Below are 22,211 nucleotides of genomic sequence, written 5' to 3'. Positions count from 1 at the left end.
TTTCGTTACGCTGAGCCCCTGCCGACCCGTTGTCGGCAGGCAACTCCTCGGGTGTATGGGACTTTAGGTCACTATTAAAAGCCATGAGCGGGTCCTTTGCTCGGTGAGGCATGGGCCTGCGGTTAAACATGGCCCTCGGGGGTCAGTCCGGGCGGAAGGTTGGGGGCCTCGTCCGATTCGATGACCATGATGTTGCCGTCGACGATTTGCACTTCGTGGGTGCGTACCGGCAGTTGGCCGGGGGTGCGGCATGGGGAATGTCAAACATGACTCTCGCCCAAATGGTACTGATATGTATTAATGACCAGTAAAGATATATCAGTTACATGGTATTGCAGGACTGGGTGGGTGTCCAGAGATTTCTTAGCGGCCGTGTATCAGGCTGAGCGCCTCAGCCCGGGCCGCCGGCAGACGAAGCTCCCCGCGGACGGCTGAAGTGATGGTCTTGGCCCCTGGCTTGCGGACACCGCGCATCGACATGCAGAGGTGCTCACACTCAACGACCACAATGGCCCCCAGTGGCCGCAGCGAACTAACCAGCGCATCAACGACCTGCGTTGTCAGCCGTTCTTGGACCTGGGGCCTGCGTGCAAAGACATCGACGAGCCGGGCCAGCTTGCTCAGCCCTGTGACGAGACCCTCAGCCGATGGGATGTAGCCAACGTGGGCTAGGCCGTGGAAGGGCACCAGGTGGTGCTCACAGGTGGAGTAGAAAGGGATGTCCTTGACGATGACCATTTCTCCGTGCCCAAGGTCAAAGGTCTTATCCAGCACGGCCAGGGGGTCCTCATGAAGCCCGCCAAATATCTCCGCAGCCGCCCGGGCCACCCGCGCGGGCGTGTCCACGAGCCCTGGCCTGTCAGGGTCCTCTCCGATCGCAAGCAGATATTCACGGACGGCCTGCTCAACCCGCGGCCCGTCCACACCCTTGGATGCTGTTGCCGTCGTCATGTCGGCGCTCACGCTTCGGCCCGTTCCAGCCGCACGATGACGGAATTGGATGTCGGTGTACCGCGGGTGTCAGCTACCGAATCTAGCGGCACGAGCACGTTGGTCTCCGGGTAGCGCGCTGCCGCACAGCCCTTCGGTGCTGAGTACGAAACGATCCGGAAGTTCTCCGCCCGCCGCTCTGTCCCCCGGAACTCGGAAATCAAATGAACTATGTCACAGTCCCTAAAGCCCAGCTCAGCGGTGTCAGCCTCGTTGACGAGAACCGCCCGACGCCCACCTCGGATACCGCGGTATCGGTCATCCTTGCCATACGTTGTGTTGCTGTACTGGTTATGTGAGTGCAGGGTCTGTAGGACCAGCCGCCCCTCGGGTACTTTGATGAATCCCAGGTCATTGCCGGTGAAGTGGGCCTTGCCCGATGCCATCTGCTCGAGGGAGATCTTCAGCGAGTTCACCGCCGCGGGGATTTCGACGGCCTTGGTTATGGGTTTGGTGACGGTCAGCCTTGACTCGTCGATGTTATGTAACGGGGCTTTTGAAGCCATGTGATCTTCCCTTCAGGTCCGGGCAGGAAACAGCGGTCCGGGTTTGCTTGGTGGCTTTGTGGTGGCCTCATGCAGCATCGGCAGGCTGTCCAGGAGGCCGGGCAAGCGGCCCAGGTCGTTGAAGGTGTAGACGTGGATACCGGCAAAGAGGGGATCACCCGCCAGCTTTTGGTGAACTTCGCGAATCAGTCGGCCACTGTCGTAGTTCATCAAGTCCCCCCGCTGCCAGAGGGCGCCTGCCATGCCTGAACTGCGAGCCAGCTTGAGCGAACGACCCACACCAAGTCGTGCTCCCATGGACACCAGTTTTTTGACTGAGACCGGACCGGGCACCCCAACCCACACAGGGAGCTCGACGCCGTTCTCGCGGATCATCCGAATGTAGTCGCTGATCGCCTCGGCAGAAAAGCACATCTGGGTGACCAGGGATGACGCCATCGGCGCCTTGATCCCGAGGCTGCTCACGAGGTTGTCGTGGGCCAGGTGGGGGTGGCCTTCGGGGTAGCCGGCAATGCCTACGGAAAAGTCAGCCGAATATGCTTTGACAGCCTCCAGGAGCTGCCCGCTCCAGCAGTAGGGACCCGCGGGGGTGCGGCGGTCACCGGCAACGAGAAACAGCTCGGAGACTCCCGCCCCCTGCAACTCCAGCAGCAGGGAATGCAGCTGGGCCTCGCTGGTGAGGCTGCGGGCGGCAAAATGGGGAACCGCGTGGTATCCCAGGCGCGCCAGATGCGTGGATGTTTCTACGGTGCGTTCAGGACCGTGGTGCGGAAGGCACGTCACACTCACGGAACCCGGAGGATCAAATACCGGGGGGAGCGCCGTGAGCAGATCGGCTGAAGGAACAACTTCCAGCCGCACCCTTGCAACAGCTTCATTGCCCATTGCTCTCCATTCGTGCCGTAAGGGTTCACAAAGCCCGTTCAGTCCGGGGTTCATCATGTGGACGGCGCTGTAACCCCGTGACATTCTGATGTTGACGTATTGATATATCAGTTGTTGCAATACTATGTACTGAGAGCCGGGGCGTCAAGGCTCGGACGCGCATCGGAGGAGTCTTGAAAATGTCAAACGCTGGCGGATTAACAGTGGAGGCGGGGGGTTCCTCGATGCCGCAGCGGGAAGACGACGAATCCTTCGCCGACTTCGCTTACAGGATCTTGTGCGATGAATTGATCGTTCTGGACATCAAGCCGGGGGAGCCCCTCAACGATGAAGTAATCTCCAAGCGTCTCGGTGTGGGCCGGACGCCAATCCGCGAAGCTATGAAGCGGCTTGAGAGCGACCATTTGGTGGTGGCCTATCCACGGCGCGGAACGTTCGCCGCGGGCGTGGACATTAAGGATCTGGCTGAAATCTCCGAGATTCGCCACCTTCTGGAGCCTGCCGCAGCCGCGCGGGCTGCGCGGATGGCGTCGCCGAAGCTTCGGCAGGAGCTTAGGGACATCGCCCGGGAAGTAGAGCAGCTGCTACCAACGATGCAGTCGCAGCAGGACCTCATGCGCCTGGACATGCGGGTACACCGGACGATCTATCGCGCCACAGGAAGCCGGCACCTCCAGGATGTCCTGATTCGTTACGACAATCTGGCAACACGGATTTGGAGCCTGGTGCTGGAAAAGCTTCCGCCGGTGTCCGAGCATATTGCCCAGCATATTGAGCTTCTCGAATGCATCGCGGCTGGGGACTCCGAAGCTGCTGCGCGGTTGACCGCCCAGCACGTCACCGATTTCGAGAAGCTCATCAGGGCTGTGCTGTAGACGGCAACCGGCCGCGGAGGCGGAAAGCACTTCAGGGTGCGAAGGGTCCAGGACTCGAGCGCGGAGACAACGTCCCGCCCTTCAGGGGTATCCGCGCCCTTCGACGGCAACGACAACCCGTTCCAGGGCTTGCAAGTGCATCTACCGTGGATTACCCGGCAGCTTCCAGAGCTAGATCACGCGATTGTTTCCGTGCGGCCTCGGTTGTGTGCAGGAGAAGCAGTGACGTGGTGACGGAGCCGACGCCGCCGGGGACAGGGGTCAGCGCCGCGGCGACGCCGCGCACGCTGGCGGCGTCGACATCCCCCACGAGTGATCCGTCGGGAAGGACATTGGTGCCGACGTCGATCACGGTGGCCGCTGAAGAAACGTGGTCGCCGATCAGCAGGCCGGTGCGCCCGGCTGCAACGACCACGACGTCAGCGGTCTTCGTGTATTTCTCCAGCGGACCTGACCTGGAGTGGCAGATAGTAACCGCGGCGTCCCGTTCCAGCAGCAGCAATGACAGTGGCTTTCCCACCACGGCGGAACGGCCAATGACGACGACGTTCCGGCCAGCAAGTTGGATGTCAAAGTGGTCAAGGATCTCGATTACGGCGCGGGCAGTGGCAGGCGCGAACGCGGGCTGGCCAACAGCCAGCCGTCCCAGGCTTAACGGGTTCGCGCCATCTATGTCCTTCTCCGGGGCAATGTGCCGGACCAGCTCATCCGTCTGGACGCCGGGAGGCAGAGGTGTCTGGAGGATGATGCCGTTCACGGAAAGATCGGCGCTGAGGTCCTTCAGGACGGCGGCCAGGGCTTGTCCGCTGGCACCCTGGCCAAGGTCCACGACCCGGCAACTGATGCCGGCTTTCTCCGCGGCCCGTTCAATGGACCGGACATACCAATGCGTGGAGCCGTCGTCGGTGGCCACAACGACCGCGATCGTGGGCCGTTGCCCGTCCGTTGCAAGGTCCTGCGCCTCATCATGGGCTTTCTGCTGGATGGTCTTTGCCAGCGTTTTCCCGGAGAGGAGTACGGTGCTCAACCGAGGATCCTTCCGCGCACGCCCCCCACGAGGGAGTCTGCTGCCAAGATGACCTTTTCCTCAATACCGTCGGTCTGGGCAGCCAGCCGTGAACGGGCCGCGGCTTCTTTGATGGCCACCATGTTAATGTCGATGTTCACCCGGGCGGTAGTGGCGGCTGCGCGGGCTGCGTCTGCGGCAGCAGCGATGTCGCTGATCACATTGGCGTTCGCGACCTCGAAAAGTTCCGTGGCAAGATCCACAACGGCGCCGGCTAGCTTGATGAGTTGCGCGGGGGTTTGAGCGGCCAGGATGAGGGCACCCTGGATGGCTTCCGTTCGTGCGGCCTTGAGATCGTCCGTCCCGGTCGGAAGTTTGTACGAATCAATGACGCCCTGGAACGCATGTTGGTCAGCGTCAGCCAGCCCCAGCGCCTCGGCCACCAGTCCGTCCGCAGTGCTGATGATCCTGTGAACGAGCTCGGCGTGCTGGTCGTATTTCGGGCCGGTGGTGTACCTGCCAACCATGGCGACGAGTGCCGCCCCCTGGGCGGCGTGGATGGCTGCGACGGCGCCGCCGCCGGGGGTGGGCTCGCGTGAGGCAAGGCTGGCAAGGTAGCCATTGATTGTTTCTGAACTGATCATGTGTCTTCCTGGGTATGAGAGCCATTGAAGGCTGCGGCCCGGACCCTGGTTCGAGGGGATGGGTCCGGGCCGCGGCCTTGAATGGTCCGGCGGGGTGTTAGCCGCGGAGCCTGGTCATCGTGGGGTCGTACAGCGGATCTGCGGTAACCGTGGCCTGGATACGCCGGCCGAAATACTCGATCTCAACGGAGTCGCCCACGGAGACAGCGGCCGGGAGGTACGCGTAGGCGATCGGTTTGGCGACGGTGTAGCCGTAGGCGGCGCTGGTGACGTAGCCGACCGCCTGGTCCTTGTAAAAGACCGGTTCCTTGCCCAGGACGATGCTCCGGCCGTCGTCGACCGTCAGGCAGCGCAGGTGCCGTGCGGAGTTTTCCTCGGTACGGCCTTCCAACGCTTCCTTTCCGACGAAGGATTCCTTGGCCATCTTCACGGCGAATCCCAGTCCGGCTTCCAGGGGATCGTGCTCGGTGGTCATGTCTGTGCCCCATGAGCGGTAACCTTTTTCAAGACGCAGCGCGCCGAATGCTGCACGGCCCGCCGCGATGACACCGTGAGGCTGGCCGGCCTTCCACAGTGCATCCCAGAGACGCTGCCCGTTGTCTGCGCTTGTGTAGAGTTCCCAGCCCAGCTCGCCGACGTACGACAGGCGCATGGCCGTCACGTTGACGCCGCCGATGACTACCTCCTTGGCGCGGAAGTATCGGAGACCGTCATTGCTGAAATCATCGCTGCTGACGGTGCTGATCAGGTCCCGGGCGAGGGGACCCCAGAGGCCGATACAGCACGTGCCGCCCGTCGTGTCGCGCACCTGTACCCAGTCGCTGGCGCTCCCGCTTTCAGTCTGATGGCGGGCTGCCCTCTCAAAGTAGGCAGTGTCGATGTTTCCGTTGGCTCCGAGCTGAAAGGTTTCTTCGCTCAGCCGGGCCACGGTGATGTCGCTGCGAATGCCGCCGGCGTGGTCCAGCAGGAGGGTGTAGGTGACCGCGCCGGGCTTCTTTGCCATGTCCGCGGTGGTGAGTTCCTGCAGCAGCTTCAGTGCTCCCGGGCCGGAGACCTCGAGGCGTTTGAGCGGAGTCATGTCGTACATGGCCACCGCCGTGCGGGTCTTCCAGGCTTCAGCGGCGGCAATCGGAGAGCTGAACATCCCCGACCAGGCGTCGCGGGCTGGCGGCAGCCAGCTGTCCGGCATTTCCTTCAGCAGCTCCGCGTTCGCTTCGAACCAGTACGGGCGTTCCCATCCGCCGCCCTCCAGGAAGAACCCGCCCAACTGCTTGTGGCGGGCGTGGAACGGACTCACGCGCAGGTTGCGGGGGGAGAGCTTGGACTGGAGTGGGTGGAGGACATCGTAGATTTCCACGAAATTCTGCTGTGACGTTTCGCTGACGTACTCCGGGGTCAGCTGGACCTCTTCAAAGCGATGAATATCGCAATCACCCAGATCGATCTCCGACCTGCCGGTGGTCAGCAGTTCGGCAACGGCGCGGGCGATACCGGCAGAGTGGGTCACCCACACGGCTTCGGCGACGAAGAAGCCGTCCAACTCCTTGGACTCGCCCACCAGGGATCCGCCGTCGGGGGTGAAGGAGAAGATGCCGTTGAAGCCATCCTCTATATCGCTTTCCCGCAGCGCGGGCAGCATCCGCTTCGTAGCTTCCCATGCCGGAAGGAAGTCCTCCAAAGTGAAATCCAGCCGGGACGGCATATTGTGTTCGCTGATCGCGGCGGGCTCAAAGGTGCCGAGTTCGTCAAGGTCCACGGGCATGGGGCGGTGGGCGTAGGAACCGATGCCGTAGCGTTCGCCATGCTCGCGGTAGTAAAGGTCCTGGTCCTGGTGTCGCAGAATGGGCAAGGAGGCCCCGTTGGGCAGGTCATTCTTGCCTTTCAACGCCGGCACCGGAGTGGTCTTGACGTACTGGTGAGCCAAGGGCAGAAGAGGGACGGACATGCCGATCATTTCGCCGATCTTGGCCCCCCAGAAGCCTGCGCAGGAAACCACGATGTCCGCAGGGATAACACCGTCGGACGTCTGGACACCCGTGACGCGCCGGCCGGACTGTTCAATACCCGTGACCGCGGTGTTGCCCCGGTACTTGACGCCCGCGGCTTCCGTACGTTTGATCAGCAGCTGAACGGCGCGGGCGGCGTTGGCCAGGCCGTCGCTGGGGACATGGAGTCCACCCAGGACGTCCTCCTCGTTCAGGAGGGGGTAGAGCTCCATGCACTCTTCACGCGAAAGCATCTTGCCGTTGATTCCATACGATGCCGCGTATCCGAGCTTCCGCTTCAGGTCAGCCAGACGTGTCTCGGTGGTGGCGACCTCGAGGCCGCCGACCTGGTTGAAGCAGTTGACGCCGTCCTCGGTCAAGGACAATAGCTTCTCCACCGTGTACTTGGCGAAGAGCGCCATGGACTTTGAGGGGTTCGTCTGGAAGACAAGGCCCGGGGCGTGGGAGGTGGAGCCCCCCGGCATGTTCAGTGGACCTTGGTCCAGGACGGTGATGTTGTTCCATCCCCGGGTGACCAGTTCATCGGCCAGGTTCGTGCCGACGATTCCGGCTCCGATGATGACAATGCTTGGCGTCGATGCCATGTGGTTTCTCCTGCTGATATTCGTGTGTTGTCTCTGCGGGTTTGGTGGCTTCTACTTACCGGAACACGACAGTGCTGGTCCGATCCAGCAGCACACGGTGTTGGCAGTGCCAGCGCACGGCGCGGGACAGTGCCAGTGCCTCCGCGTCCTGGCCAACCGTTGAAAGGGCGGTCGGCCCGTAGCTGTGGTCGACCCTGATGACTTCCTGTTCGATGATTGGTCCCTCATCCAGTTCCGCGGTGACGTAGTGGGCCGTGGCGCCCACCAGCTTGACGCCACGATCGTAGGCCTGGTGGTAAGGGCGCGCACCCTTGAATCCCGGGAGGAAGGAATGGTGGATGTTGATAGCCCGGCCTGCCAAAGAGCGGCAAAGGTCGTCGGACAGTACCTGCATGTACCGGGCGAGTACGACGAGGTCGATGTTATGCTCGTCCACCAATTCCAGCAGGCGCCGCTCGGTATCTGCCTTGGTCTCGGGGGTCACCGGGAGGTAGATGAAGGGGACGCCGGCGGCCTCGGCCATGGCCCGGTGGGTTTCATGGTTGGAAACCACAAGGGCGATGTCGCCGCCGAGGCTTCCGCCCCGCCAGCGGAACAGCAAGTCGTTCAGGCAGTGGCCGAACTTGGACACCATGACGAGGAGGCGCTGCTTCGTCTCGTCATGAAAGCTGAATTTCATATCGAAGCGGTCAGCGATCGAACGGAATTCCTCCTCGAGCCCGTCCGGGGTGTGGGCAGAGGGGCCCGAGAATGCCGTGCGCAGATGCAGAGTCTCGCGGAGGCCGTCATCGAACTGCTGGTGTTCTTCGATGTTGAAGCCACGCTCAAAGAGGAACGTGGTGACCGCTTGGACGATGCCTGCGCGTTCGACGCACGACAATGTGAGAACGAACTTCTTCGTCTCTTCCTCCAAAACCTCCGGGTGGGGCAGCGTGCTGGTAGATGAGTCTGTCGCAACTAGCGTCATGTCTCCGCCTTTAGATATATTCCTAGAATTGTTACTGATATATTAGATTTGATCACCAGCGTATACTGGTCACTGGGGGAGGTCAATAGCCTTCTCACGGGAATTGAAAGGGGTCCACGGATGGCTGTCGAAGCTTTGGTGCGTGCTGGTGATGATGCCGCAAGGAGGTCGTTGGCGGATGTGGCCTATGAACGCATTCGGGACCGGCTGCTGATGCTGGACATCAAACCCGGCGATCTCCTCAATGATGACCAGCTCGCCAAGGACCTTGGCGTGGGGCGGACGCCGGTGCGCGAAGCCTTGAAGCGGCTGGAGCTCGATCGCCTAGTCGTGTCCTACCCGCGGAGGGGAACTTTCGCGACGCGCGTGGAGGTTACTGACCTTGCGTTCATTTCCGAAATCCGCACGCAGCTTGAACCCCTTGCCGCTTCCCGGGCCGCGCGCGTGGCCACGGCGTCTGCCAGGGAGCAGCTACGCGATGTCATGCGCGCCGTTGAGGCATTCGACGCTAGCGCAGCGTCCGTCGTCGAAACACTGCGGCTGGACGCCAGCGTGCACCGGGGCATCTATGCCGCTGCCGGCAATCCCCACCTCGAAGATGTCCTGATCCGCTACGACAATCTCGCAACACGAATCTGGTGCATGGTCCTGGATCGCCTGCCGGACCTGTCCCGGCACGTCCACGAGCATGTGGACCTGCTCCGTGCCGTTATCGACGGAGATGAGGCAGGGGCCGCTGAACTCGCACGGATCCACGTCAGTGGCTTCGAGCACGCGGTACGCGAAGCTCTTTTCGCCGCCTGAGGCGGGCGCCGCCGGCCGCGAAACTAATGCGCAGCCCTGAATGGGCTGCGCATTAGCCCGTTCCGGGCCGCTTTGGTCCGTTGCGTGGCTACCAGCCCCGCCGCCCACGCCGGTTGGGAAATCGGTTGACACCCACCGGCCCCGATAGCATACTTGAATCACTGAACTAATATATCAACAGGATATTAGAGAGACTAGGAGACATGATGGTCGACGTTTTGACCCGCTCGCTCGCAGAGACCGATCCCCAGATCCACGCCGCTGTGCACCAGGAACTGCTGCGCCAGCAGGGCACACTGGAGATGATCGCCTCCGAAAACTTTGCGCCGACTGCCGTCATGGAAGCCCAGGGATCTGTGCTGACCAACAAGTATGCCGAGGGCTACCCCGGGAAGCGCTACTACGGCGGCTGCGAGCACGTCGACGTGGTCGAGCAGCTGGCCATCGACCGCCTCAAGTCACTCTTCGGCGCTGAATTCGCTAAGGTCCAGCCCCACTCCGGCGCCCAGGCCAATGCAGCGGCGATGTTCGCCCTCATCCAGCCCGGCGACACCATTCTGGGGCTGAACCTCGCACACGGTGGGCACTTGACACACGGGATGCGCATCAATTTCTCCGGCAAGCTCTACACAGTGGTCCCGTACGGCGTGGCCGAAGACACCATGCTGATCGACATGGCTGAAGTCGAGCGACTGGCGATCGAGAACAAGCCGAAGCTGATCGTCGCCGGCTGGTCCGCTTACTCCCGGCAGCTCGACTTTGCCGAGTTCCGCCGGATCGCGGACCTGGTCGGCGCCTACCTGATGGTGGACATGGCGCATTTCGCAGGCCTGGTGGCCGCGGGCCTTCACCCCAACCCCGTGCCTCACGCCCACATCGTCACGAGCACCACCCACAAGACCCTTGGCGGCCCGCGCGGCGGTGTGATCCTGACCAACGACGCCGACATCGCCAAGAAGGTCAACTCCGCGGTGTTCCCCGGACAGCAGGGTGGCCCGCTGGAGCACGTCATTGCCGCGAAGGCTGTTGCGTTCAAGCTCGCTGCGTCGTCCGAATTCAAGGAACGCCAGGAGCGCACCCTGGAAGGCGCCCGCATCATCGCAGATCGCATACTGTCCGCCGACGTTGCAGAGTCCGGCGTCACCGTAGTCAGCGGTGGCACGGACGTGCACCTGATCCTGGTGGATCTGCGCAATTCGGAACTGGACGGCCAGCAGGGCGAAGACCGCCTGCACCGGATCGGCATCACGGTCAACCGCAATGCCGTACCCTTCGACCCGCGTCCGCCCATGGTCTCTTCCGGTCTTCGTATCGGCACGCCGGCCCTGGCCACACGTGGCTTCGGGAAGGCAGAATTCACCGAGGTCGCGGACATTATCGCCGCAGCACTCAAGCGCGAGTTCAGCGACGAGACCGTGGCGGAACTCCGGCAGCGGGTTGAAATCCTGGCCGGAAAGTTCCCCCTCTACCCCAACCTTTCCTCTGACGTGACCGAGGTGGCATGATGGCCGATCTGCTTCCGGAGCACCCGGAATTCCTCTGGCACAACCCGGACCCCAAGAAGAGCTACGACGCGGTGATTGTGGGCGGCGGCGGGCACGGCCTGGCCACGGCCTACTTCCTGGCCAAGAACCACGGGATGACCAACATCGCCGTCCTGGAAAAGGGCTGGCTCGCCGGCGGGAACATGGCCCGGAACACCACGATCATCCGCTCCAACTACCTCTGGGACGAGTCCGCGGCGATCTACGAGCACGCGCTGAAGCTCTGGGAGATCCTGCCGGAGGAGCTCGAGTACGATTTTCTGTTCAGCCAGCGTGGCGTGATGAACCTCGCCCACACCCTGGGTGACGTTCGCGAGAGCATGCGCCGCGTTGGAGCGAACAAGCTCAACGGCGTCGACGCCGAATGGCTGGACCCGCAGCAGGTCAAGGAACTCTGCCCCATCCTGAACATCAACGACAACATCCGCTACCCGGTCATGGGCGCCACGTACCAGCCGCGCGCCGGCATCGCCAAGCACGACCACGTGGCCTGGGCGTTCGCCCGCAAATGCGACGAACTCGGCGTGGATATCATCCAGAACTGCGAAGTCACCGGCTTTCTCAAGGACGGCAACCGGGTCACCGGCGTCAAGACCAACCGCGGCACCATCAACACCGAAAAGGTCGGCCTCTGCGCGGCCGGGCACAGCTCGGTCCTGGCGGAAATGGCCGGGTTCCGGCTGCCCATCCAGTCCCACCCGCTCCAGGCCCTGGTGTCCGAACTGCACGAGCCGGTCCACCCGACCGTGGTGATGTCCAACCACGTGCACGTCTATGTTTCCCAGGCGCACAAGGGCGAACTGGTCATGGGGGCCGGCGTGGACTCCTATAACGGCTACGGCCAGCGCGGTTCGTTCCATGTGATCGAGCACCAGATGGCGGCCGCCGTCGAGCTTTTCCCGATTTTCGCCCGCGCCCATGTGCTCCGGACCTGGGGCGGGATCGTGGACACCACCCTGGACGCCTCGCCCATCGTGGGCACCACACCGGTGGAGAACATGTTCGTGAACTGCGGCTGGGGAACCGGCGGCTTCAAGGGCACCCCGGCTGCGGGCCTCACCTTTGCCCACACCATCGCCACGGGAACGCCGCACGAGCTGAACAAGCCGTTTGCCCTCGAGCGGTTCGAAACCGGCGCCCTGATCGACGAACACGGCGCGGCCGCCGTGGCCCACTAGAAGAGAGTCCGGACATGCTCCTCATTTCATGCCCCAACTGCGGCTCGCGCGACGAGACCGAGTTCCACTACGGCGGCCAGGCCCACGTCCCGTACCCGGAGAACCCTAACGACCTGAACGACCGTGAATGGGCCGAGTTCCTGTTCTACCGCGACAACACCAAGGGCGCCTTCGCCGAACGCTGGCTGCACAGCACCGGTTGCCGCCAGTGGTTCAACGTGCTCCGCGACACCGTCAGCTACGAGATCCAGGCTGTCTACCCGATGGGCGTCGCCCGTCCGGACAAGCCCGCCCCGGCGCCTGAGTCCGGCACTGGCAGCACCGCCCCGGACAGCACCACCACCGGGACCGCGGCGCCCAGCATCGCTGCAACCAGCACTGCCTCAAGCACAGCCCCCGCCAGCGCCACCGCCCCGGAAGGAGCAACCAAGTGACTTCCCAGAACGCCCGCCTCGCCGCCGGCGGACGCATCGACCGCACCATCTCCTGGCGTTTCACCGTGGACGGCGAGGACTTCACCGGCCACCCCGGCGACACCCTCGCCTCGGCCCTGCTCGCCAACGGCCGCATTGCCGCCGGCAACTCGCTCTACGAGGACCGCGCCCGCGGCATCATGTCCGCCGGCGTGGAGGAATCCAACGCGTTGGTCCGTATTGAACCCCGGTTCCCGGGCCACGTGGCCGAGTCCATGCTTCCCGCCACCACGGTGACGCTGGTGGACGGACTGAAAGCCGAGCTGCTCAACGGCCTGGGCAAGCTGGATCCGGAGGAGGACCACGCCGAGTACGACAAGAAGTACGTCCACACCGACGTCCTGGTGATCGGCGGCGGCCCGGCAGGCCTGGCCGCGGCCCGCGAGGCCGTCCGCACCGGCGCCCGCGTGATCCTGATGGACGACCAGCCCGAACTGGGCGGATCTCTCCTGTCCGGGTCCACGGCTCCCGGCCTGGTCGAGACCGTTGAAGGCAAGCCGGCCCTGGAATGGGTGGCGGACGTGGAAGCGGAGCTCGTCTCGGGAGCCGAAAGCACGGTCCTGAACCGCACCACCGCCTTCGGTGCCTACGACGCCAACTACGTCATCGCGGTCCAGAACCGCACCGACCACCTGTCCAGCCCCGCCGCCCCCGGTGTGTCCCGGCAGCGGATCTGGCACGTGCGCGCCAACCAGGTGGTGGTCGCTCCCGGCGCCCACGAACGCCCGCTGGTCTTTGAAAACAACGACCGCCCCGGCATCATGCTCGCCTCGGCCGTCCGCACTTACCTCAACCGCTACGCCGTCGCGGCCGGGCAGCGCGTTCTTATCAGCACTACCAATGACAGCGCCTACGCCCTGGCAGCGGACCTGCGCGCCGCCGGCGTCAAGGTCGCCGCAATCGTCGACGCCCGGCCCCAGCTCACCAAGGTGGCGGCGGCCGCCGTCGAGGCCGGCATCCGGGTGCTGATCGGCAGCGCCGTGGCCGACACCTCATCCTCTGGAGATGGCACGGACTCCGGCGGCGGCCGGCTCAACGCCGTCACGGTCCGCAGCATCAACGACGACGGCGACCTCACCTCCGGCATCGAGGAGATCGCCTGCGATCTGCTGGCCGTTTCCGGTGGCTGGAGCCCGCTGGTCCACCTCCACTCCCAGCGGCAGGGCAAGCTGCGCTGGGACGATGAGCTCGCCGCTTTCGTGCCGGGCACCGTGGTCCCGAACCAGCAGAGCATCGGCTCCGGCCGCGGCAGCTTCGAACTCGAGGACTGCGTGGCCGAGGGCATCTCCGCCGGAGCATCGGCAGCCATCGCCGCCGGCTTCAGCCCTGGAAATGCTGGCGCAGTCGCCGAGCCCGCCCCCATCGGGGAACCGAAGGCCTCTGCCCCGACCCGGCAGCTGTGGCTGGTCCCGGGCCAGTCCGGCACGCCGGAGGACTGGCACCACCACTTCGTGGACTTCCAGCGCGACCAGTCCGTGGCCGACGTGCTGCGTTCCACCGGAGCCGGCATGCGGTCCGTGGAACACATCAAGCGCTACACCTCGATCAGCACGGCCAACGACCAGGGCAAAACCTCCGGCGTCAATGCGATCGGCGTGATCGCCGCCGCGCTCCGCCAGGCAGGGGAAGCCACACGCGGGATCGGCGACATCGGCACCACCACCTACCGTGCACCGTTCACCCCGGTGGCGTTCGCGGCTCTCGCCGGACGCCAGCGCGGCGAACTCTTCGACCCCGCCCGGGTTACCTCCATCCACCCCTGGCACGTCGCCCAGGGTGCCTTGTTCGAGGACGTCGGGCAGTGGAAGCGCCCCAGGTACTACCCGCAGGCCGGGGAGGACATGGACGCCGCAGTGCTGCGCGAATGCGCCGCCGTCCGCGGCTCCGTCGGCTTCATGGACGCCACCACCCTGGGCAAGATCGAAATCCGGGGCAAGGACTCCGGGGAGTTCCTCAACCGGATCTACACCAACGCGTTCAAGAAGCTCGCCCCGGGGTCCGCCCGCTACGGCGTGATGTGCATGGCAGACGGCATGATTTTCGATGACGGCGTGACTCTGCGCCTAGACGAGGACCGATACTTCATGACCACCACCACCGGCGGCGCCGCGAAGGTCCTTGACTGGCTGGAGGAATGGCTGCAGACCGAATGGCCGGACCTGGACGTGCACTGCACGTCGGTGACCGAACAGTGGTCCACCATTGCCGTTGTCGGGCCCAAATCCCGGGCGGTCCTCGCGAAGGTGGCCCCGGAACTGGCCGCGGACGGCGGTCTGGAAGCGGAAGCCTTCCCGTTCATGACCTTCAAGGAAACCACGCTTGCCTCCGGCGTGCAGGCCCGGGTCTGCCGGATCTCGTTCTCCGGGGAGCTGGCCTACGAGATCAACGTCCCGTCCTGGTACGGGCTGAACACCTGGGAAGCTGTGGCCGCCGCGGGGGCGGACTTCAACATCACCGCCTACGGCACCGAAACCATGCACGTGCTCCGCGCCGAAAAGGGCTACCCGATCGTCGGGCAGGACACCGACGGCACCGTCACCCCGCAGGACGCGGGCATGGAATGGGTGGTGTCCAAGGCCAAAGAGTTCATCGGCAAGCGCTCCTACGCCCGCAAGGACGCCGGCCGCACCGACCGGAAGCACCTGGTCAGCGTCCTTCCCGTGGACGGAACGATCCGGCTGCCCGAAGGCACCCAGCTCGTGGAAAAAGGCATCCCCACCAGCCCCGCCTACGGCCCCGTCCCCATGCAGGGCTTCGTGACCTCGAGCTACCACAGCGCCGCCCTGGGACGTTCCTTCGGGCTGGCACTGATCAAGAATGGCCGCAACCGCATCGGTGAGACCCTCGTGGCCGCCGCCGGCGACCAGCTCGTTGACGTCGTCATCGCAGAGACCGTACTTTTTGACCCCGAAGGGACCCGCAAAGATGGCTAAGACAGCAGCACTGACAGGGATCAATGGAGTGCGGAACATCCGCCGCAGCCCCGCCTCCCACCTGGCCGAGGCCCTGGCGGCCGGCTCCGTCCCGGACAAGGTGGTCCTCAACGAAGGCCCGTTCCAGACCATGGCCGGCGTCCGCGTGGACCCCCGCTCCGAGGAAGGATCCCGGATCGCAGCCGTCACCGGCGCACTGCCGGCACACTGCGGCGAAGTCACCGGCACGGACAGCATCAGCGTCCTCTGGCTCGGACCGTCCGAGTTCCTGGTGGTGGCACCGGAAGCAGCCCATGATTCCTTGGGCGGCAACCTCATCGGCTCCCTCGTGGATGCACTGGGCGATGCCCCGGGCCAGGTGGTGGACCTCTCCGCGAACCGCACCACGTTCGAGCTCTCCGGTCCGCGCGCCCGGGCAGTCCTGGAAAAGGGCTGCGCCCTTGACCTGCACCCCCGCAGCTTCACCCCGGGAACAGCCCTGGCCACCGAGGTCGGCAACATCCCGGTGGTCCTTGAGAAGACCGGGGAGGACAGCTTCCGGCTCTTCCCACGCGCCTCCTTCGCGGAGTTCCTGGGCCGGTGGCTCCTCGATGGGATGCGCGAGTACGCCTCGCCGGAAGTCCCCTGATGGCGCTCAGCGTCCTGGACCTGTTCTCGGTTGGCATCGGGCCCTCGTCGTCCCACACGGTCGGCCCGATGCGGGCGGCAAAGCTGTTCGCCGACGGACTCAAAGGTGACGGCCACCTGAGCGCCACCAAACGCGTCCAGGCTGAGCTGTTCGGTTCCCTCGGTGCCACGGGGCGGGGCCATGGTTCGGACAAGGCCGTGGTCCTGGGCTTCAAAGGGCTGGACCCGGAAACCGTGGACACCGCCACCGCTGATGACCAGGTGGCCGCCGCGGCCCTGGACGCTGAACTGTGGGTGTGCGGGGACCACCGGGTGGATTTCAACTGGGACGAGGACGTGGTGCTGCACCGGCGCAAGTCCCTGCCGGCCCACCCCAACGGCATGACCTTCCGGGCCCTCGACCACGGCGGGGCCGTCCTGAGCGAACGGAGCTTCTACTCCATCGGCGGCGGCTTTGTGGTGGACGGCGACGCCGACGCCGGCGACCGCGTGGTGGCCGACACCACAGTCCTCCCCTTCCCGTTCACCACCGCCGACGAACTCCTGGTGATCTGCCAACGCGAAGGGATGTCCATCTCCGAGGTCATGCTCGCCAACGAGCTCACCTGGCGCACCGAAGCAGAACTCCGCGAAAAGCTGCTGGCACTGTGGGCGGTCATGCGCGAATGCGTGGACAACGGCTGCGCCGCCGAGGGAATCCTTCCCGGCGGCCTGAACGTCAGGCGCCGGGCGCCGTCGCTCTTCCAAACCCTCACCGCGGACACAGGCGTCACCGACCCCCTCAGGGCGATGGAATGGGTGAACCTCTTCGCCCTCGCCGTTAACGAGGAAAACGCCGCCGGCGGCCGGATCGTCACCGCACCCACCAACGGCGCTGCCGGGATCGTCCCCGCCGTCCTGCACTACTACGTCAAGTTCGTCCCCGGCGCGAACGACGACGGCGTCGTCCGCTTCCTCCTGGCAGCGGCCGCCGTCGGAATCCTCTTCAAGATCAACGCCTCCATCTCCGGCGCCGAAGTGGGCTGCCAGGGGGAAGTCGGCTCCGCCTGCTCCATGGCGGCGGCCGGGCTGTGCGAAGTCCTGGGCGGCACCCCCGCGCAGGTTGAAAACGCCGCGGAAGTCGGGATTGAACACAACCTCGGGCTGACCTGCGATCCCGTCGGTGGACTGGTGCAGATCCCCTGCATCGAACGGAACGCCATTGCCAGCGTCAAGGCCATCAACGCCGCGCGCCTGTGCCTGCACGGGGACGGCAGCCACAAAGTATCCCTCGACAAAGCCATCAAAACCATGCGTGAAACAGGAGCAGACATGAAAACCAAGTACAAGGAAACCTCCCGCGGAGGCCTCGCCGTCAACGTCATCGAGTGCTGAGCCCCGAAGTGCCGGCAGCACCAAGTGTGAACAAGCACCCAGGCAGTCACCCCAAAGAAGTGTCCCTTGGACCACTCTCAGACGAACACGTCACCGTCGCCGGCAGCAACCGCGTGGATCGCGGCTGGTAGCGGATCATGTCGGATACGAGTTCAGGGCGGACCTCGGCTGGACGCGGGCCACGCAGCGACTGGGCCCGGCTCACGGGCCACACGGTGGAGGTGTGGCTTTTAGGGGAGCACATCGTGACCGGCGTCGTGGAAAAAGCAGCTGACGACGACTCCGTCCTTTGGATTGCGGCCGCTGGAGCCAGCACGCGAAAGCTCTTTGATAAGCCGACCGGGTATACGATCCGGCCTAGCCCCCGGGGTGCTAATTCCACCGACCAACAGACGATCACGTGAGGACCGACGTGACTCTAAGGGCCGCACTGGAGCAGGGCGTCGTGTCAGCGGGATGCACCGTCACGATTTTGGCCATATTCTGGCCAAATGATTACAAACACCGTGAAGTCGGGCCAGCAGGTTGACAGGCAGGCGCGCATTCTCGAAGCGGCACTGGAGCTGCTGTCGCGCCACGGCATCTCAGGTGTCAATATGCGCGCGGTGGCCCGGGAAGCCGGCGTGGCACTCGGGCTGGTGAACTACTACTTCGAAGACAAGATGAGCCTCATCCGTGCGGCCTTGCATCAGATTGACGAACGCGATGTCAAGCTGGTCGCCCCCGATCCGGCATCACCCCCCGACGGGCAGCTTCAGAAGGCACTTCGCCGCGTTGCGGACCCGGAATTCCTCACCACCGAACATCTGTCCCTGCGCCTCCACCTCTGGGCTCTTGCCCAGGCCCATGAAGACTTTGCCCTGATTAACGCGGCGGCCTTCGAGCGGTACCTCAGCGGACTCGCGGCGCTGATAGGTAATGCGAAACCTGAACTTTCCAGTGATGAATGCAGGCTGCGGGCGGCGGACATTGTTGTTGTGCAAAACGGGATGTGGCTGACAGCGCTCCTGGGCGTGGACGAGGCCTCCATCCAAAGGAGCATCGCCCGTACTGAGGAGATCGCCTTCGCCGCGTAGCGGGGAGTGTCTGGGAATTCCGTGACGGCGCCACCGCCTTCTCCAACGACGCTAGAACTCTTCAAGCCGGCCGCAGCACGGCCGCCAGCCCCTGGCGCGTGCCGAGCCGCCGCAGCCCTTGCACGTAACAAACAAACTTTCTGAACACTTGTCCAGTAGTGCTATTGAACACTTGTTCAAGCTCCATTACTGTTCATCGGTATGACCTACACCACACCAGCGATGTCCTGCGGTTTCTCCGGAGCGCCACGGTGTAGCGCCAGTTTCCGGAAGCAGGATCACCGGCCTTGGGCGGAAGATCTGCGCCAGACAGAAGGAGAGTTTGCAGCATGACAAAAACCAACTACGACTACGTCATCGTCGGTGGCGGAAGCGCGGGGTCCGTGCTTGCCAACCGCCTGAGCGATGGGGGCCAGAGAAGCGTACTGGTCCTCGAAGCGGGGCGGAGTGACTACCCCTGGGACCTCTTCATCCAGATGCCCGCCGCGCTGACCTTTCCCAGCGGCAATCCCTTGTACGACTGGCGATATCAGTCGGACCCCGAGCCGCACATGGGCGGCCGTCGGGTGGCGCACGCACGCGGCAAGGTACTGGGCGGCTCCAGCTCCATCAACGGGATGATCTTCCAGCGCGGAAACCCGCTCGACTACGAACGCTGGGGCGCGGACGCCGGGATGGAAACATGGGACTTCGCGCATTGCCTGCCGTACTTCAACAGGATGGAAACCGCGTCCGCCGCGGACCCGGCGGATGAACTGCGCGGGCACTCAGGCCCCCTCGTGCTGGAACGCGGCCCGGCCACAAACCCCCTGTTCCAGGCTTTCTTCGCCGCCGCCCAGGAAGCGGGGTACCCGCTGACGGATGACGTCAACGGTTACCGCCAGGAAGGCTTCGCAGCATTTGACCGCAACGTCCACAAAGGCCAGCGGCTCTCGGCGTCCCGCGCCTACCTCCGGCCGAATTTCGGCCGGGACAACTTAACCATCCTGACCCGGGCCCTGGTCACCAAGGTCAACTTCACGGGCAACGTGGCTACCGGAGTCACTTACCGCCGCAACGGCAGGACCCACCAGGTGAACGCAGGCGAAGTGATCCTCGCAGGCGGCGCCATCAACACCCCACAGCTGCTCCAGCTCTCCGGCGTTGGAGACGCGACCCACCTGAACTCCCTGGGCATCAACTCCGTTGTCAACCTGCCCGGCGTCGGCGAAAACCTCCAAGACCACCTCGAGGTCTACATCCAGCACGCCTGCACCCAGCCGGTCTCCATGCAGCCCAACCTTGACCTGCGGCGCTACCCGCTGATCGGGCTCCAGTGGCTGCTGGGCCGGACGGGACCGGCAGCCACCAACCACTTCGAGGGCGGCGGCTTCGTCCGCTCCAACGAGGATGTTGCCTACCCGAACCTGATGTTCCATTTCCTTCCGGTCGCAGTCCGCTACGACGGCCAGAAGGCCGATGCCAAGCACGGCTACCAAGTGCACATCGGCCCCATGTACTCCGATGCCCGCGGCACCCTCAAGATCAAGTCCACCGATCCCACCGAGCACCCGTCCATGGTGTTCAACTATCTCTCCACGGACCAGGACCGCCGCGAATGGGTTGAGGCCGTTCGGGTTGCCCGTGACATCCTGGGCCAGTCCGCCATGGTCCCCTTCAGCGGGGGCGAGCTGTCTCCGGGCAGGGCCGTGCAGACGGACGCGGAGATCCTCGACTGGGTTGCCCGCGATGCCGAAACAGCACTCCACCCGTCCTGCACTGCGAAGATGGGCCCCGATTCCGATCCCATGGCTGTAGTGAACCCGCTGGACATGACCGTGCACGGCACCAGGGGCCTCCGCGTGGTGGATGCCTCCGCAATGCCCTATGTCACCAACGGCAACATCTACGCGCCTGTCATGATGCTCGCTGAAAAGGCCGCCGACCTGATCGCCGGCAACGCACCTTTGGCGCCGCAGCACACGGAGTTCTACCGGCACGGCGTCAGCCCGCTGGAGCGTAACGGCAACGCCGCGCCTGCGGCCAGGGGCTAGGAATGACGGATGCACACACCAGAAGGAGAGACGATGACTGCCACAGCTGAGCAAATCCATCAGGCCGGGAAATCACGGGATCCCATCAAGGGCCTCTACATCGGCGGAGCCTGGCAGCAGGCGTCCGACGGCGGCACCACATCCGTGCGCTGCCCGGCAGACGGGCACGAAGTGGCAGTTGTCGCGTCGTCCACCGTCGAGGATGCCGAGCGGGCTATCGCCAGTGCACGGGCAACGTTCGATGGCGGCCCGTGGCGCAGGCTCACAGATATCGAGCGGGGTAGCGTGCTGCTTCGCGTGGCCGACCTGCTTGAGCGGGACAAGGCAGCCTACGCCCAGGCGGAGGCGCTCGACACCGGCAAACGCCTCGTCGAAGCCGAGTACGACATAGACGACATTGCAGCCTGCTTCCGCTACTACGGAAAGATCGCAGGCCTCGACGCCGGCCGGGTGATCGACACGGGCCGGCCCAACGCCATCAGCCGCGTGGTCTACGAGCCGCTCGGTGTCTGTGCCCTCATCGCACCGTGGAACTACCCGCTCCTCCAGGCCGCATGGAAGGTGGCGCCGGCACTCGTCGCAGGAAACTCGTTCGTGCTGAAGCCCAGCGAGCTCACACCGTCCACTTCGATCCTGCTCATGGAAACCCTCGAAGAGGCAGGCGTCCCTGCCGGCGTCGCCAATCTCGTCACCGGACCCGGCTCGACGGTGGGCGGCACACTCAGCTCCGATCCGCGCGTCGACCTCGTCTCCCTGACCGGAAGCCTGGCCACAGGCCAGACGATCATGGCCGCGGCCGCGGCGACAGTGAAGAACGTCGCCTTCGAACTCGGCGGGAAGAACCCGAACGTCGTCTTCGCGGACGCCGACTGGGACGCCGCCGTCGACAACGCCCTGACTGCCGTTTTCCTGCACTCCGGGCAGGTCTGCTCGGCAGGGGCACGGCTAGTCGTCGAGGAGTCGATTGCAGACCGCTTTGTGGCCGAGATCGTGGAACGGGCGAAAAAGATCCGGATGGGCGGGCCGTTCGATCCCGACGCCGAGACCGGGCCGCTCATTTCCGCCAAGCACCGGGACCAGGTCCACGCCTACGTACAGGCCGGCATTGCGGAGGGCGCCGAGCTACTGTGTGGCGGCTACATCCCTGCTGAGGGACCGCTCGCCGACGGTTACTTCTACCCGCCCACCGTCCTCGGCAACTGCCGCTCCGGCATGAGCGTACTGCGCGAGGAGTCATTTGGCCCGGTGCTGACCATCGAGACGTTCCGGACCGAGGATCAAGCCATCGCAATCGCGAACGATACAGAGTACGGCCTGGCCGGCGCGGTATGGACATCGGACGCCTCTAAAGCGCAGCGCGTCGCTGGCGCCCTCCGGCACGGAACCGTGTGGATCAACGACTACCACCCGTACGTACCTCAGGCCGAGTGGGGCGGCTTCGGGAAGTCCGGGATCGGCCGTGAACTCGGCCGGGCGGGCCTCAACGAGTACCGCGAGGCAAAGCACATCTGGCAGAACATCCAGCCCGCACCCAGCGGCTGGTTCGGCGCGGCTCCGGCTCCTAAGGAAACGGGGGAGGGCACAGCCAACTAGGCGACAGCATTGGGGCAACAGCCTGGCGCCACAACGGCGCGGCGCCCGGTCACTTGGTTTCATCTGCGTCCAAAGCGGCCGCAAATCACCACCATCGTGCTTTTCTGACTTAG

General features: G+C 64.5%; 17 protein-coding genes and 1 pseudogene. 11 read left to right on the top strand and 7 right to left on the bottom strand.

Going from position 1 to position 22,211, the window contains the following annotated elements:
- Window positions 1-363: 363 nt before the first annotated feature.
- From folE to RCH15_RS13355, 3 genes and pseudogenes are all read right to left on the bottom strand, one after another.
- Complete coding sequence (gene folE, locus RCH15_RS13365) at window positions 364-951, bottom strand: GTP cyclohydrolase I FolE (protein WP_326961175.1); 588 nt, start codon at window positions 949-951, stop codon at window positions 364-366.
- A gap of 8 nt (window positions 952-959) precedes the next feature.
- Window positions 960-1,370: pseudogene (locus RCH15_RS13360) on the bottom strand (molybdopterin dinucleotide binding domain-containing protein); the annotation flags it as partial.
- Between the two features lie 138 nt (window positions 1,371-1,508).
- Window positions 1,509-2,381, bottom strand: coding sequence for a methylenetetrahydrofolate reductase (locus RCH15_RS13355; RefSeq protein ID WP_326961149.1), 873 nt, complete (start codon window positions 2,379-2,381; stop codon window positions 1,509-1,511).
- A gap of 179 nt (window positions 2,382-2,560) precedes the next feature.
- Between RCH15_RS13355 and RCH15_RS13350 the strand changes: the two genes are divergently transcribed.
- Window positions 2,561-3,256, top strand: coding sequence for a GntR family transcriptional regulator (locus RCH15_RS13350; protein WP_409017428.1), 696 nt, complete (start codon window positions 2,561-2,563; stop codon window positions 3,254-3,256).
- 151 nt (window positions 3,257-3,407) lie between these two features.
- Here the strand turns inward: RCH15_RS13350 and RCH15_RS13345 are convergent, their stop codons facing one another.
- The 4 genes from RCH15_RS13345 to purU all read right to left on the bottom strand — a co-directional run bounded on the left by RCH15_RS13345 (window position 3,408) and on the right by purU (window position 8,463).
- Complete coding sequence (locus tag RCH15_RS13345; protein WP_326961148.1) at window positions 3,408-4,283, bottom strand: bifunctional 5,10-methylenetetrahydrofolate dehydrogenase/5,10-methenyltetrahydrofolate cyclohydrolase; 876 nt, start codon at window positions 4,281-4,283, stop codon at window positions 3,408-3,410.
- Window positions 4,280-4,906, bottom strand: a complete 627-nt coding sequence (locus RCH15_RS13340; protein WP_326961147.1) for a cyclodeaminase/cyclohydrolase family protein — start codon at window positions 4,904-4,906, stop codon at window positions 4,280-4,282. The genes RCH15_RS13345 and RCH15_RS13340 overlap by 4 nt, the downstream gene beginning before the upstream one ends.
- A gap of 97 nt (window positions 4,907-5,003) precedes the next feature.
- Entirely contained in the window at window positions 5,004-7,496 is a 2,493-nt protein-coding gene (locus RCH15_RS13335) for a GcvT family protein (RefSeq protein WP_326961146.1), read from the bottom strand.
- A gap of 55 nt (window positions 7,497-7,551) precedes the next feature.
- On the bottom strand, window positions 7,552-8,463 hold the full coding sequence (gene purU / locus RCH15_RS13330) for a formyltetrahydrofolate deformylase (RefSeq protein ID WP_326961145.1): 912 nt from the start codon (window positions 8,461-8,463) through the stop codon (window positions 7,552-7,554).
- Between the two features lie 120 nt (window positions 8,464-8,583).
- Here purU and RCH15_RS13325 point away from each other — a divergent pair, with 120 nt between their 5' ends.
- The 10 genes from RCH15_RS13325 (at window position 8,584) to RCH15_RS13280 (ending at window position 22,098) form a co-directional block, all read left to right on the top strand.
- Window positions 8,584-9,267 carry a GntR family transcriptional regulator gene (locus RCH15_RS13325; protein WP_326961144.1) on the top strand — a complete coding sequence of 228 codons (684 nt, stop codon included), beginning with the start codon at window positions 8,584-8,586 and terminating at the stop codon, window positions 9,265-9,267.
- A gap of 206 nt (window positions 9,268-9,473) precedes the next feature.
- Window positions 9,474-10,772, top strand: coding sequence for a serine hydroxymethyltransferase (gene glyA, locus RCH15_RS13320; protein WP_326961173.1), 1,299 nt, complete (start codon window positions 9,474-9,476; stop codon window positions 10,770-10,772).
- Complete coding sequence (locus RCH15_RS13315) at window positions 10,769-11,989, top strand: sarcosine oxidase subunit beta family protein (RefSeq protein WP_409017429.1); 1,221 nt, start codon at window positions 10,769-10,771, stop codon at window positions 11,987-11,989. Before glyA ends, RCH15_RS13315 begins: the two co-directional genes overlap by 4 nt.
- Before the next feature lie 14 nt (window positions 11,990-12,003).
- Window positions 12,004-12,423: a sarcosine oxidase subunit delta gene (locus RCH15_RS13310; RefSeq protein ID WP_326961143.1), complete on the top strand. Its 420-nt coding sequence runs from the start codon at window positions 12,004-12,006 to the stop codon at window positions 12,421-12,423.
- The gene (locus RCH15_RS13305) at window positions 12,420-15,395 is read left to right on the top strand and encodes a 2Fe-2S iron-sulfur cluster-binding protein (RefSeq protein ID WP_326961142.1); all 2,976 of its coding nucleotides are present in this window, start codon (window positions 12,420-12,422) and stop codon (window positions 15,393-15,395) included. The genes RCH15_RS13310 and RCH15_RS13305 overlap by 4 nt, the downstream gene beginning before the upstream one ends.
- The gene (locus RCH15_RS13300) at window positions 15,388-16,023 is read left to right on the top strand and encodes a sarcosine oxidase subunit gamma (protein WP_326961141.1); all 636 of its coding nucleotides are present in this window, start codon (window positions 15,388-15,390) and stop codon (window positions 16,021-16,023) included. Before RCH15_RS13305 ends, RCH15_RS13300 begins: the two co-directional genes overlap by 8 nt.
- The gene (locus RCH15_RS13295; RefSeq protein ID WP_326961140.1) at window positions 16,023-17,396 is read left to right on the top strand and encodes an L-serine ammonia-lyase; all 1,374 of its coding nucleotides are present in this window, start codon (window positions 16,023-16,025) and stop codon (window positions 17,394-17,396) included. The genes RCH15_RS13300 and RCH15_RS13295 overlap by 1 nt, the downstream gene beginning before the upstream one ends.
- 491 nt (window positions 17,397-17,887) lie before the next feature.
- Window positions 17,888-18,472 (top strand): TetR/AcrR family transcriptional regulator, encoded by a 585-nt coding sequence (locus tag RCH15_RS13290; protein ID WP_326961139.1) that lies wholly within the window; start codon window positions 17,888-17,890, stop codon window positions 18,470-18,472.
- Window positions 18,473-18,801: 329 nt separating this feature from the next.
- Window positions 18,802-20,505 (top strand): choline dehydrogenase, encoded by a 1,704-nt coding sequence (gene betA / locus RCH15_RS13285; protein WP_326961138.1) that lies wholly within the window; start codon window positions 18,802-18,804, stop codon window positions 20,503-20,505.
- A 33-nt stretch (window positions 20,506-20,538) separates the two neighbouring features.
- The gene (locus RCH15_RS13280) at window positions 20,539-22,098 is read left to right on the top strand and encodes an aldehyde dehydrogenase family protein (protein WP_326961137.1); all 1,560 of its coding nucleotides are present in this window, start codon (window positions 20,539-20,541) and stop codon (window positions 22,096-22,098) included.
- The last annotated feature ends 113 nt before the right edge of the window (window positions 22,099-22,211 follow it).

This window comes from Arthrobacter sp. MP_M4, assembly GCF_035984855.1.
Classification (GTDB): Bacteria; Actinomycetota; Actinomycetes; order Actinomycetales; family Micrococcaceae; genus Arthrobacter.
The sequence above is the reverse complement of the archived record's forward strand: the minus strand, read 5'-3'. Positions and strand labels throughout refer to the sequence as shown.